General features: G+C 74.0%; 8 protein-coding genes. 5 read left to right on the top strand and 3 right to left on the bottom strand.

Annotated elements, in window-relative coordinates; translation table 11 throughout:
* Positions 1-12: 12 nt before the first annotated feature.
* Positions 13-477, bottom strand: coding sequence for a hypothetical protein (locus AB0E98_RS25165; protein WP_361706521.1), 465 nt, complete (start codon positions 475-477; stop codon positions 13-15).
* Between the two features lie 319 nt (positions 478-796).
* Between AB0E98_RS25165 and AB0E98_RS25160 the strand changes: the two genes are divergently transcribed.
* Positions 797-2,974, top strand: coding sequence for an alpha-N-acetylglucosaminidase (locus AB0E98_RS25160; protein WP_361706519.1), 2,178 nt, complete (start codon positions 797-799; stop codon positions 2,972-2,974).
* A gap of 163 nt (positions 2,975-3,137) precedes the next feature.
* Here AB0E98_RS25160 and AB0E98_RS25155 read toward each other — a convergent pair whose 3' ends face one another.
* The gene (locus tag AB0E98_RS25155; protein WP_361706517.1) at positions 3,138-4,631 is read right to left on the bottom strand and encodes a hypothetical protein; all 1,494 of its coding nucleotides are present in this window, start codon (positions 4,629-4,631) and stop codon (positions 3,138-3,140) included.
* A gap of 291 nt (positions 4,632-4,922) precedes the next feature.
* Positions 4,923-8,174, bottom strand: coding sequence for a BTAD domain-containing putative transcriptional regulator (locus tag AB0E98_RS25150; RefSeq protein ID WP_361706514.1), 3,252 nt, complete (start codon positions 8,172-8,174; stop codon positions 4,923-4,925).
* A gap of 181 nt (positions 8,175-8,355) precedes the next feature.
* On the opposite strand from AB0E98_RS25150, the gene AB0E98_RS25145 reads away from it, so the two are divergent.
* The 4 genes from AB0E98_RS25145 to AB0E98_RS25130 all read left to right on the top strand — a co-directional run bounded on the left by AB0E98_RS25145 (position 8,356) and on the right by AB0E98_RS25130 (position 13,083).
* The gene (locus AB0E98_RS25145; protein WP_361706512.1) at positions 8,356-9,957 is read left to right on the top strand and encodes an MFS transporter; all 1,602 of its coding nucleotides are present in this window, start codon (positions 8,356-8,358) and stop codon (positions 9,955-9,957) included.
* Positions 9,958-10,018: 61 nt separating this feature from the next.
* A complete protein-coding gene (locus tag AB0E98_RS25140; RefSeq protein WP_361706509.1) occupies positions 10,019-11,362 on the top strand; it encodes an FAD-binding monooxygenase in 1,344 nt (447 codons plus the stop codon).
* Positions 11,363-11,414: 52 nt separating this feature from the next.
* Positions 11,415-12,260: an alpha/beta hydrolase gene (locus AB0E98_RS25135; protein ID WP_361706507.1), complete on the top strand. Its 846-nt coding sequence runs from the start codon at positions 11,415-11,417 to the stop codon at positions 12,258-12,260.
* Positions 12,261-12,315: 55 nt separating this feature from the next.
* Positions 12,316-13,083, top strand: coding sequence for an SDR family oxidoreductase (locus tag AB0E98_RS25130; RefSeq protein WP_361706505.1), 768 nt, complete (start codon positions 12,316-12,318; stop codon positions 13,081-13,083).
* The last annotated feature ends 55 nt before the right edge of the window (positions 13,084-13,138 follow it).

The raw sequence follows: 13,138 nt of genomic DNA, 5'->3' as shown, positions 1-13,138 counted from the left end.
GGCTCCGCGCGCTCAGCGCGGCGCCTGCTGGGGGACGAAGAGCCGCAGGTCGCGCAGCTCGTTGTGCTGCCCGGGCGGAAGCCCGTCGACGACGACCACGGCCCGCCCGTAGTAGGCGGAACGATCCTTCCGCACCAGGCCGGCGAAGGTGACCTTCGCCGGGTAGCTCCTGTCGCGGCAGCCCGGCAGGCACCAACCGCCGGACGCCTCCCCGGTCGCCTCGGCGGCCGGACCGCCCCAGGACAGCCAGCGCAGCCCGGTGAGCCGTACGGACTCACCGGCCTCGAAGGACGCGGGACGGCGCAGCGAGGGTTTACCGGGGCCCTCGATCGCGTAGACCGGGCCGGTGAGGGCGGTGGGGGGCCGGGCGGGGCCCGCGTCCTCGAGCCCGCCGGGTTCCGCGCAGCCGCAGAGCAGGGCGGCCAGCAGTCCGGCGGCGAGGGTGGCGGCGCCGGGCCGTGCGTGAATCGGTCGCACGGGTTTCGCGTGGAGTGGTCGCACGGACTTCCTCACGCCGTCGGGACAGGAGCGGACTGGACGAGCGGGACGCGTTGGTCGAGCCGAGCGAACGGAACAGGCGCCCCTAGCAGGTCGCACGAGGCTCGCGGGGCCATTCGTGCCAAATGTAACCGGCGTGGCTGGTTCGACGCCCGCGCCCTTGACCGATTCCCGACGAGGACTCATAGGATCTCCGCGCTCAAGTGGTCCAGGCCGGCCGGCCGTCAGCCGACGGCCGGGAGCCGGCCCGTAGCCAGTCGCCGGCCGGCAGGCCGCCGCGCCACGGTGGAGGTCACTCATGCCCATCGCCCGTCGTACGATCCTCGGCGCGCTCGCCGGGACCGCCGCACTCGGCACGGTGGGGGTGCCCTCCGCCGGGGCGGCCCCGGCCGGGGCCGCCGCCTCCGCGCTGGCCCGGCTGCTGCCGCGCCACCATGACCAGGTCACCTTCCGTACCGTGCCCCGCCGGGGCGGCCACGACGCCTTCCGGGTGTCCGGCACGGCGGGCCGGATCACCGTCGAGGGCACCACGGCGGCCGTCCAGCTGACCGGCTTCCACCACTACCTCCGGCACGTCGCGCACGCCCATGTCTCCTGGCGCGGCGAGCAGACCGGTCTCCTCCCGGCCCGGCTCCCCGCCGTCGGCACCCCGGTCGCCGGCACGGCGAACGTCGCCCACCGCTTCGTGTTCAACGACACCAACGACGGCTACACCGGCCCGTACCACGACTGGGACTACTGGGAGCGCGAGCTCGACGTCCTGGCCCTCCACGGCTTCAACGAGGTCCTCGTCTACGCGGGCGCCGACGCCGTGTACCACCGCACCTTCATCGAACACGGTTACAGCGACGCGGAAGTCCGCGCGTGGGTTCCCGGCCCCGCGCACCAGCCGTGGTGGCTGATGCAGAACATGGCCTCCTTCGGCGGGCCCGCCTCCCCCGAACTCCTCGACCGCCGCACCGCCCTGGCGCAGAGGATCGTGCGCCGGCTGCGCGAGCTGGGCATGACCCCGGTGCTGCCCGGCTACTTCGGCACCGTCCCGCCCGGCTACGCCGAGCGCGACAAGGGCGCCCGGACCATTCCGCAGGGCGGCTGGTGCGGCTTCGACCGCCCCGACTGGCTCGACCCCCGCACCCCCCACTTCGCCGCCGTCGCCCGCACCTTCTACCGGGTGCAGCAGGAGCTCTACGGCGCGACGGCCATGTACAAGATGGACCTGCTGCACGAGGGCGGCTCCCCCGGCGACGTCCCCGTCGGGGCGGCGGCCAAGGCGGTGGAGAAGGCGCTGCGCACGGCCCACCCGGACGCCGTCTGGGCCATCCTCGGCTGGCAGCACAACCCCCGGCGGGAGATCGTCGACGCCGTCGACCGCTCCCGGATGCTCGTCCTCGACGGCATCCCCGACCGCTTCCCGAAGATCGTCGACCGGGAGCGGGACTGGGGCGGCACGCCCTACGCCTTCGGCACCATCTGGAACTTCGGCGGCCACACCCAGCTGGGCGCCAACACCCCCGAATGGGTCTCGCTGTACGAGCAGTGGCGCACCAAGCCGGGCAGCGCCCTGCGCGGCATCGCCGTGATGCCGGAGGCCGCCGACAACGACCCCGCCGCCCTCGCCCTCTTCTCCGACCTGGCCTGGACGTCCGGGCCGGTCGACCTCCGGACGTGGTTCGGGCAGTGGGCCGTCACCCGCTACGGGGCCGCCGACGCGGGCGCCGCCCGCGCCTGGGACGCCCTGCGCCGCACCGCCTACGGCACCACCCGCGCCGACAGCTGGAGCGAGCAGGCCGACGGCCTCTTCGGCGCCCGCCCCGACCTGGCGGTCGACCGGGCCGCGAGCTGGTCGCCGCAGAAGCTGCGCTACGACGCCGCCGAGTTCGAGACGGCCCTCCCGGCCCTGCTGTCCGTGGCCCCGCCCCTGCGCGCGAGCTCCGCGTACCGGGCCGACCTCGTGGACGTCGCCCGCCAGTGCGTGTCCAACCGCGGCCGGCTGCTGCTGCCGCGCGTCAAGGCCGCCTACGACGAGGGGGACCGCGACCGCTTCGGCGACCTCACCCGGCAGTGGCTCGACTGGATGGAGCTGCTGGAGCAGATCGTCGCCACGGACGACCGCCACCTGCTGGGCCGCTGGCTGGCCGCCGCCCGCGCCTGGGGCTCCTCCGACGCCGAACGCGACCGTCTCCAGGCCGACGCCCTCTCCCTGCTGACGGTCTGGGGCCCCCGCCCGGCGGCGGACGGCGGCAAGCTCCACGACTACGCGAACCGCGAGTGGGCGGGCCTGGTGGGCGGCCTCTACCGGCTGCGCTGGAAGACGTACTTCACGGAGCTGGAGACGGCCCTGGACGAGGACCGCGACCCGCACCCCATCGACTGGTTCGCCCTGGAGGACCGCTGGACCCACCGCCCCCCGGAAACCCGCACCCGCCCGACGGGCGACATCGTCCGCATCGCGAGGACGGTGGCGTCACGGCTGTAGAGCCCTCCGGGCACAACTCAGCCCCTCTGGGCACAACTCAGCCCGTCCGGACACAACCCGGCCCGTCCGGCGTTTGAGGACCGGGGTCCGGGGCGGAACCCCAGGAACACGGGAACCCCCACCGGCACAAGCCGACAGGGGTCCCCGGAATCGCGCTGACGCGCTACCGCTTCTTGGCCGCCTTGCTGACAGTCCCCTCCCCGCCCGCGAGCTTCCACTCCCGGTGCAGGATGTCGACGGGGATCCGCCGCTCGAACAGCGGCGTGCCGAAGATCTTCAGCTGCGCCTGGAGCGAGCCCGTCAGGTCGACACCGCCGTACGCGGCCCACTTGCCGCTCGCGGAGGCCGACCCGTCGGACGCGGCGGTGGCGGTGCCCTCCGCCTCGGCCCGCAGGTAGGGGGCGAGGTTGGCGCTGACGCCGACCGCGCCGTAGAGGCCCACGGACGCCTCTGTGCCGAGCGTGGCCTTGACCTTGCCCGCCGCGCCGGCCGTCGCCCGCACCGGCGTGGCGTTCATCTGGGAGCTGCTGACGGGCGTCCAGCCCTTGCCCCAGGTGTAGGCGCCGCCGACCTTGAAGTCGCCCTTCAGCTCCTGCTTGACGTCGACGGAGATCTTTCCTTCGGCGTCGATCTGGAGGTAGCAGGTGAGGTCGAGGTTGACGACGACCGGCACCGGGCCGACCTGGATGACCGGGTCGGCGTGGAGCTTGGCGAAGGGCAGCTTGATGGGCTTGTCGGCGGTGGTGGCCACCGCCTGGCCCTTCAGCTCCCACGCGGAGGACCAGTCGCCGGACAGGGCCAGCGACGCGGTGCCCGGGCCGCCGGTGGAGCCGACGCCCTTGCCGTTGTAGGAGAAGTCCACCTCGGGGGCGAGCTGGACATAGCCCGCGGCGGAGGCCTCGGCCGTGACCGGGGACCCCTTGGGCGTGGGGATGGACGCGCCGACGTCCAGCCGCAGGTTGCCCAGCGGCACCTTGGCGCCCTGGGGCCCCACGTGCACGCCGTCCGGCTTCGTCCAGGATGCCTTGACGCCCGGCAGGAGCGGTACGACCTTCACGGCCGACGGGTCGACGGGCACCGAGCCCTTGGCCTCGGAGTCGCCGAGCAGCGCGTCGAGGGTGGCCGGGGCCGTATTGACCTCGGTGCCCTTGTCGGTCGTGCCCAGCACCTTGGTCACCTTGGCCAGCAGGCCGGAGGGCGCGCCGGGCGCGGGGGCGCTGGCGATGACGTCGCCGACGGCCACGCTGTTCGCCTCGGCCCCGCCCGGCTTGGCCGGCTGAGCCGGCTGGTCCGACCCATTCGAGCCGTTCGACTGCGAAGGCTGCGAGGTCTGCGGCGACTTGTGGGGCTGGGGCGCGATGCCCTTCGGCTTCTTCGCGACGCCGTCGCCCTTGGGGCCCGCGATCACGGCCCGGCCACTGCGCTGGTCGAACGAGGCGACCTTCAGCGCCGACTTGGCCGCCTTGGGCGCCGCGGTGCCGCTCGAACCACCGTCGGGGCGGGCCACCGCGCTCGGCGCGCCCGCCCCGGCGGGGGCGGCGGCGACCGCGAGCTGCGGCGCGAGGGCGTTCGACGTCGCGGCGACCGGCTCGGCGTCCGAGCCCTTGGCCGCCTTGGAGGAGCTATCCGCCGAACAACCCGTGGAAAATATGGACACAGCGGTCAGAGAAGTTAAAACGGCGGCGTATCTAACAGACTTACGCAAATTCAAGTCCTTGGGAGCGTGAGGTGGGGGCGACCCGGCGGGGTACACGGCCGGGCCGCATCACACGGCATCAGGAAGGGTTGCGACCGCCACGGGGCCCGGTATTACCGGGAAGTAGCGATCCGCAAGATCGTGCCATGGGCCACACACTCAGCAGAACCGTTTCCCTACCGCTGGAAACATGATCTGAGTCACATTTTATTCAACGAGGTTTAATAAGTCAGCCGTTCAATCATCGGCCGTTCAACTGACGTCGGCCGAAGACCCCTTGGCCCGCTCCGCCAGGTCCGCGCACTCCTCCGGCCACGCCCCGCCGCCCCGGGTGAATTCCGCCGCGCGGCCCTCCTCCCCCAGTGCCTCCCGCACCACCGCCGTCACCCGGTCGACGTCGCCGCGCTCGGCGGGTGGCAGCGGGGCTCCCGTCGAGGCGCGGGCCGCGGCCGCCGCGCCCAGCAGCTGGGCGGCATGGGCGGGGTCGCCGGCCAGGGCCCGGGCGCCGGCGAGCCCCTCGAGTGCGAGCGCCAGCGCGCGGGGGTCGCCGGTGGCCCGCGCGACGGCGAATCCCTCCAGTTGCAGCGCGAGGGCCTCGCACGCCTCGCCCCGCTGCTCGGCGATGAAGCCGAGCTCGGCCAGGATCAGCGCGTTGGCGCCCTCCAGCCCGACACGGCGGTGCCAGTGCAGGACGTTGCGCATATGGGCCTCGGCGATGTCCAGCTCGCCCTCGCGCCGCGCCCCCAGCCCGAGCCCCACCTCGGCGTTGACCTCGCCGATCCGGAACCCCTGCTCGGCGGCGAGCCGCATCGAGCGCTCGTGGAACGCGCGGGCGCGGTCGTGGTCGCCGGTCAGCAGGGCGATCCGGCCCAGCCCCGAGAGCAGGTCGGACGCCTCCGTCCACATGCCCAGCCGCTCGGCCATCCGCAGCCCGTCGCGCAGCAGCCGGGCGGCCCGGTCGTAGTCGCCGAAGACCTCGGCCCAGGTGGTGAGCGCGGGCACGGCCCGCAGCTGGCCCCAGCGGTCGCCGAGTTCGCGGAAGAGCTCCGCGCTGCGCTCGCCGTCGCGCTCGACGCCCGCGAGGTCGCCCCGGAGCAGCCGCAGCTGGGCCCGGTCGCCGAGTGCCGCCGCCGTGCCCCAGCGGTCGCCGAGCGCGCGATAGCCGCGCAGGGCCCGGTTGACCAGCTCCTCGCTGGCGGCCAGGTCGCCGATGCTGCACAGGGCGTGCCCGAGGAACCACTCGGCCTCCGCCAGCCCGCTCGGATCGGCGAGTTCCGCGTACGGCGCGAGGGCCGCGCGCACCAGCCCGGCGCGGCCGGCGACGTCACCGCCGCCCAGGATGGTCAGGCCGGTGTGCCAGGCCCGGGCCCGTACGGCCGCGGGGCCCGCCGTCCCCGCCCCCGCGGCGAGCGCCGCCTCCAGGGAGCGCCGGGCCTCGCCGAGCCGGCCGCGCAGGATCCAGTACCAGGTCAGGGCGTTGGCCAGGCGGAGCGCCAGCGCGCCGTCGCCGTCGTCCAGGGCGGTGCGCAGATTGGCGGTCTCGGCGTCCAGCAGCTCCAGCAGGCGCTGCTGGTCCCGGCCGCGCAGACGGGGCCGGGCCCGCTCGGCGAGCTCGGCGTAGTACCGCTGGTGGCGCAGACGGACGGAGGCCAGCTCGCCGGTCTCGCGCAGCCGCTCCAGGCAGTAGGCGGCGACGGACTCCAGGAGCCGGTAGCGGGGCCCGTGGGGGCCCGGGACGACGAGGAGCAGGGAGCGGTCCACGAGCCGGGCGAGGAGGCCGAGGACGTCCTCCGGGGCCACGACGTCGTCGGCGCACACCGCCTCGGCGGCCTCCAGGGTGCAGCCCTCGGCGTGCACGCCGAGACGGCGCAGCACGGTGCGTTCGGGCTCGGTGAGCAGTTCCCAGCTCCAGTCGATCATCGCGCGCAGCGTCTGCTGCCGGGCCGGGGCGCCGCGGAGCCCGGTGGCGAGCAGCCGGAAGCGGTCGTCGAGCCGGTCGGCGAGCGCGTGGACGCCGAGGACGCGCACCCGGGTGGCGGCGAGTTCGAGGGCGAGCGGGATGCCGTCCAGGCGGCGGCAGACGGCCGTGACGGCCGCGGCGTTGCCGGAGTCCAGCTCGAAGCCGGGCACGGCCGCGGCGGTACGGGCCACGAACAGCCGCACCGCGGCCGACTGCCGCAGCACCTCCGGGTCGTCCCCGGCGCCGGGGTGCGGGAGTCGCAGCGGCGGGACGTGCCACACCGTCTCGCCCGACAAGGAGAGCGGCTCCTGACTGGTCGCCAGGATGTGCAGGCCCGGCGCGCCGTGCAGCAGCGTCGCGGCGAGGCGGGCCACGTGCTCGACGAGGTGCTCGCAGTTGTCGAGCACGAGCAGGAGTTGCTTGGTGCGCAGCGCGTCGGTGAGCCGGTCGAGCGGGGTGACGGCGTTGCCGCCGGTGAGGATGCCGGGCGCGCCGTCCTCACGGATGCCGAGCACGGTGAGCAGGGCCTCGACGAGGGCGTCCGCGCCCCCGTGGGCGTCCAGCGCGGCCAGCTCGACGAGCCAGGCGCCGTCGGGGTAGCCCGGTGCGAGCTGGGTGGCGGTCTCCAGGGCGAGGCGGGTCTTGCCGACGCCGCCGGAGCCGGTGAGGGTCACCAGGCGGCCGGCGGCGAGCCGGGCGTGGATCTCCTCCATGGCCTGTTCCCGGCCGATGAGTTCGCTGACGGGCGCGGGCAGGTTGGTGCGCGGCCGGACCGGGGCGGCGGCCGGAGCGGGCGCGGGGGCGAGCGAGCGGTCCTGGACGAGGATGGCCCGGTGGAGGGCGCCCAGTTCGGGGGACGGGTCGAGGCCGAGTTCCTCGGCGAGCCGGACCCGCAGTTCCTCGTACCCGGCGAGCGCCTCGCTCTGCCGGCCCGACCGGTACAGGGCGAGGAGCTGGACGGCGCGCAGGCCCTCGCGCAGCGGGTGGGCGGCCACGAGGTCGGCCAGCTCGCCGGCGAGCACCTTGTGCTCGCCGAGCTCGAGGCGGGCCCGGGCCTGCTCCTCAAGGGCGACGAGACGTTCCTCCTCAAGGCGGGCGGCGGCGGCGCGGGTGAACTCCTCGTCGGCGAAGTCGGCGTAGGCCTGCCCGCGCCACAGGTCGAGCGCCCGGCCCAGCAGCGCGGCCCGTTCGCGCGGACCGCCGGCCGCCCGGGCGCGCTCGACGAGCTCGGTGAACCGCCGGTGGTCCACGGCGTCGGTCTGCAAGGCGTAGCCGGGCGGGCGGGAGACGACCAGGGCGCGGCCGCCGGGTTCGGCGTCCTCCAGCGCCCGGCGCAGCTGTGAGACCTTGGCCTGTAACGCTCCGGCGGGGTTGCGGGGCCGGGCGCGTCCCCACAGGTCCTCGATCAGGCGGTCGGCGGAGACCGGGCGGCCTTCGTGGACGAGGAGGTCGGTCAGCAGCGCGCGGACCTTCAGCTCGGGGACACGGACGGGCCTGCCGTCCGCGGTCCACACTTCCAGTGGGCCCAGCACTCCAAAACGCATTCCTTCACCATAGGTAAGTTACCCGCGGTTTTTTGTTCGGACTTGACGAACTCCATGTGTCCGAAACGGACTACGAGCCTCCCGCAAGGCCGCCTCGAGCGCCACCGGTGTGCTCCCGCCGCAAGCACACCCGAAGCCGACCGGAAGCGGGCCGGAAGCGCCGGTCCGCAGGGTTACGGCCATGTCCTCCAACGCCGCACCCGTATCCACCCTGCGGGCCGGGCCACGGCAGTGGTTCGGCCTGGCCGTCCTGCTGCTGCCCACCGCGCTGATGACCGTGGACCTGGGCGTGCTGTGGCTGGCGACCCCGTATCTGACGGCAGACATCGAGCCGTCGTCCAGCGAGCTGCTGTGGATCACCGACATCTACGGCTTCCTGACCGCCGGAACGATGGTGATCATGGGCAGTCTGGGCGACCGTATCGGCCGCCGCAGACTGCTGATGATCGGCGCGGTCGGCTTCATCGTCGCCTCGCTGGCCGCCGCGTACGCCACCACCCCGGCGATGATGATCGCCGCCCGGGCGGTGCTGGGCGTCGCCGGCGCCGCGGTCCTGCCCTCCACTCTGTCGCTCATCAACCACATGTTCGCCGACCCCCGGCAGCGGGCCACGGCCATCGCCATGTGGGTCACCGCGCTCTCCGTCGGCCTGGCCATCGGCCCGGTGATCGGCGGCGGCCTGCTGGCCGTCTGGTGGTGGGGCTCGGTCTTCCTCATCGGCGTGCCCGTGATGGTGCTGGCGCTGGTCACGGCACCGCTCCTGCTGCCCGAGTACCGCGCCCCCGAGGCCGGCCGGCTGGACCTCGCCAGCGTGGTGCTGTTCCTGCTGGGCATCCTGCCGCTCGTCTACGCCGTCAAGAAGTTCGCGGAGTACGGGTTCGGCCCGCAGGTCGGTGTGTCCCTGCTCATCGGCGTGGTCTTCGCCGTGCTCTTCGTCCGCCGGCAGCGGGGGCTGGAGTCGCCGCTCCTGGAACTGCGCCTGTTCTCCCACCGCGCCTTCACCGGCGCCCTGCTGACGCTGCTGCTGGGCATGACCGCCCTCAACGGCGTCGAGGTCCTCGTCCCGCAGTACCTCCAGTTCATCGCCGGCCGCTCGCCGCTGGAGGCGGGCCTGTGGCTGCTGCCCGGCGCGGCCGGTCTGGTCCTCGGCTCGCAGCTGACGCCCGTCTTCGCCCGCCGTGTGCGCCCCGCCTACGTCCTGATCGTGGGCACCCTGATCGCCGCCGTCGGCTGCTGCATGACGGCCCGGGTGGCGGGCGACGACTCCGGTGTCGTCCTCGCCTCGGTCTCGCTCGCCGTCGTCATGTTCGGCGTCGCGCCGATCAGCGTGCTCGGCACCGCCCTGGCCGTCGGCTCCGCACCGCCGGAGAAGGCCGGCTCGGCCGCCGCGACCGGCCAGACCGCCTACGAGATCGGCCTGGCCATGGGCATCGCCGTCACCGGCAGCATCGCCGTCGCGGTCTACCGCTCCGACGTGGCCGACAAGGCCCCCTCCGGAGTGCCCGACGCCGCCGCCGACGCCGCCCGCGACACCATCGGCGGTGCCGCCGCCGCGGCCGAGGGCCTTCCCGGCACCGTCGGTGACGGCCTGCTGAAGGCCGCTCACGAGGCCTTCACCCACGGCTTCCACACCGCCGCCTGGGTCAGCGGCGGGTTCGCCCTCCTGACCACCGTCATCGTCTTCGCGCTGCTGCGCCACATCCCCCCGATCTCCGCCGCCGAACCCGAGCCCGAGGGCGCGGAGGCGGGCGGGGAGACGAAGGCCGCGGCCCCGGCGCACTGACGGAGCACACCAGCCGACCGAAGCACCGACCGACAACCAACCGAGAGAGGTGCGCACCACAATGAACAACCAACGGGGAAGACGTGCCATCGTGCTCGGCGGGAGCATGGCGGGCCTGTTCGCCGCCCGCGTCCTGTCCGAGTCCTACGAGAACGTCCTGGTGATCGACCGCGACGAGCTGACCGGCGTGACCGGCACCCGGCGCGGCGTACCACAGGGCCGGCACGTGCACGGCCTGCTCTCCCGCGGCCAGCAGATCATCGAGGAGCTGTTCCCGGGCCTCACCGACGAGCTGGCCGCGAACGGCGGCGCCCGCGGCGACGTCGGCAAGGACGTGCGCTGGTACATGAACGGCGAGCGGCTGCGGCCCGCGGCCACCGGCCTCGTCGCCCTCACCTCCCGTAGGCCCTTCCTGGAACGGCACGTCCGCGCCCGCGTCCAGGCGCTGCCCAACGTCGCCTTCCTGGAGACCTGCGACATCCTGCGCCTCCAGGCCGCCCCCGACCGCGGCCGGATCACCGGCGCGTGGGTGCTGCGACAGGCGGAGGACAGTACCGAGGAACTCGTCGAGGGCGACCTGGTCGTCGACGCCACCGGCCGTGGCTCGCGCACCCCCGCCTGGCTCGAGGAGCTCGGCTACCCGCGCGTCGAGGAGTCCCGGCACCGCATCGGCCTGGGCTACACCACCCGGCACTACCGGCTGCGGGGCGAGCCGTTCGACGGCGACATGGCCGTCAACGCCGTCGCCTCGCCGGACCGGCCGCGCGGCGTGATCGTCAGCGCGGTCGACGGGGACCGCAGCGTGGTGACCGCCTACGGCATTCTCGGCGACCACCCGCCCACCGACGACGAGGGCTTCCTCGCCTTCGTCAAGTCGCTGTCCGTGCCCGGCGTCCACGAGGCGCTGACCGAGGCGGAGCCGCTGGACGAGCTGGTGGCCTACCGCTTCCCGGCCAACCTGCGCCGCCACTACGAGCGCATGCCCAGCCTCCCCGAAGGCCTGCTGGTCCTGGGCGACGCCGTGTGCAGCTTCAACCCCTCCTACGCGCAGGGCATGACCGTCTCCGCCCTCCAGGCGCTCTCCCTGCGCGAGCACCTGCGCCGCGACACCGGACCGGACCCGCTCGCGTACTTCCGGGCCCTGGCCGCCGACGCCGTCGAGGGCGCCTGGTCCATGGCCATCAGCGGCGACCTGGGCTTCCCGGAAGTCGAGGGCGAGCGCACGGAGGAGGTCCTGGCCGGTCACGCCCACCTGGCCCGGGTCCAGGCCGCCGCGGCGCACGACGAGGAGGTCTCCGGCGCGCTCATGCGTGTGATCGGCCTCGTCGACGCGCCGGAGGCCCTGGCGAGCCCGGCCGTCCTGGAGGCCCTGGACCGCCACGAGCGGCGGACCACCGGCGACTGACCCCGCGATCCTCCGCTCCCCCCCGGATCCCCACCCGAAAGACAGGAACACCATGCAGATCTCCGTCGACGGCCTCACCTTCGACGCCGATGTCAGCGGCCCCCAGGACGGCCCGCCGGTCCTGCTCCTGCACGGCTTCCCGCAGAGCCGGCAGTCCTGGCTGGACGTCGTACCGCTGCTCAACGCGGCCGGGCTGCGAACCATCGCGTTCGACCAGCGCGGCTACTCCCCCGGGGCGCGCCCCGGCGACGTGGCCGACTACACCCTGCCGAAGATCGCCGGGGACGCGCTCGGCGTCCTCGACGCCCTGGGCCTGGAGTCGGCCCACGTCGTCGGCCACGACTGGGGGGCGATCGTCGCCTGGCACCTGGCCGCCCGCCACTCCGGCCGCGTCCGCACCCTGACCGCGGTGGCCTTCCCGCACCTCGACGCCTACCAGCACGCCTTCCGCAACGACCCGGAACAGCGGAAGAGCTCGGAGTACGTGGACTTCCTCACCGCGCCGGGGCGGGCGGAGGCCATGCTGGCGAACGGCGCCACCGAGCTGCGCGAGTGGTACCACGTGGTCGACACCGTGCTCACCGACGAGCAGATCGACCGCTACATGGCCGTCCACACCCGGCCGGGCGCCCTGGACGCGGCCCTCAACTGGTACCGCGTCGGCACCCTCTTCGACGACAGCGAGCCCACCGGCGTCGTCCCCGTGCCGACGACGTTCATCTGGAGCGAGGCGGACCCCTCGGTCAGCACCCTGGCCGCCGAGAGGACCGCCGAGCACGTCACCGGGCCCTACCGGCTCGTGACCCTGAAGGACGCCTCGCACTGGCAGCCGGAAGAGGTGCCCGGGACCGTCGCCGACGAGATCACGCGCCTGGTGCGCGAGCACGCCGCCGCCTGATCCCGTCCCCGTGACCGACACCGTCCGAAGCGAACGACGAAAGAGAGAAGGAAACATGAGCGGGCTCAGCGGCAAGACGGCACTGGTGACCGGCGCCAGCCGGGGCATCGGACGGGCCGTCGCCGAGCGACTGGCGGCGGACGGAGCGCTCGTCGCCGTCCACTACGGCTCGAACGAGGCCGCCGCCAAGGAGACCGTGACCGCCATCGAGGCGGCCGGCGGACGGGCGTTCCCCCTCGGCGCGGTCCTGGGCGAGCCCGGCGACGCCGAGGCCCTGTGGGCGGCCTTCGACGAGCGGATCGGGGAGTTCTCCGACCGGCCGGGCCTGGACATCCTGGTCAACAACGCCGGGATCCTGGTCGAGGGCGGCATCGCCGACGTCGACGAGGAGGGCTACGACCGGGTCTTCGCGGTGAACGCCAAGGCGCCGTTCTTCATCATCAAGCACGGCCTGGAGCGGCTGCGCGACGGCGGCCGGATCATCAACGTCTCCTCCGGCGTCACCCGCGTCGCCTACCCGCCGATGACGGCCTACGCCATGGCCAAGGGCGCCCTGAACACCCTGACGCTCACCCTCGCCCAGGCCCTCGGCTCGCGGAACATCACCGTCAACGCCGTGACGCCGGGCATCATCGAGACCGACCTCGCCCCCTACCTGGCCGACCCGGAGACCCGCAAGGTCATCGCGGGCTTCTCGGTCTTCGACCGCGTCGGGCAGACCGGGGACGTCTCGGGCATCGTCGGCTTCCTGGCCTCCGCCGACGCCGGCTGGATCACCGGCCAGATCGTCGACGCCACCGGTGGCTGCGGGATCGGCATTTGAGCCGTCCTTCGCCGGATCCCACCCCCGTAGGGGCGCCCGCTCGCGCGGGCGCCCC

It is taken from the genome of Streptomyces sp. NPDC037389, assembly GCF_040636475.1.
Lineage (GTDB): Bacteria > Actinomycetota > Actinomycetes > Streptomycetales > Streptomycetaceae > Streptomyces > Streptomyces hesseae.
Note: the sequence above shows the minus strand (reverse complement) of the source record. Positions and strands in the feature narration are given on the sequence as shown.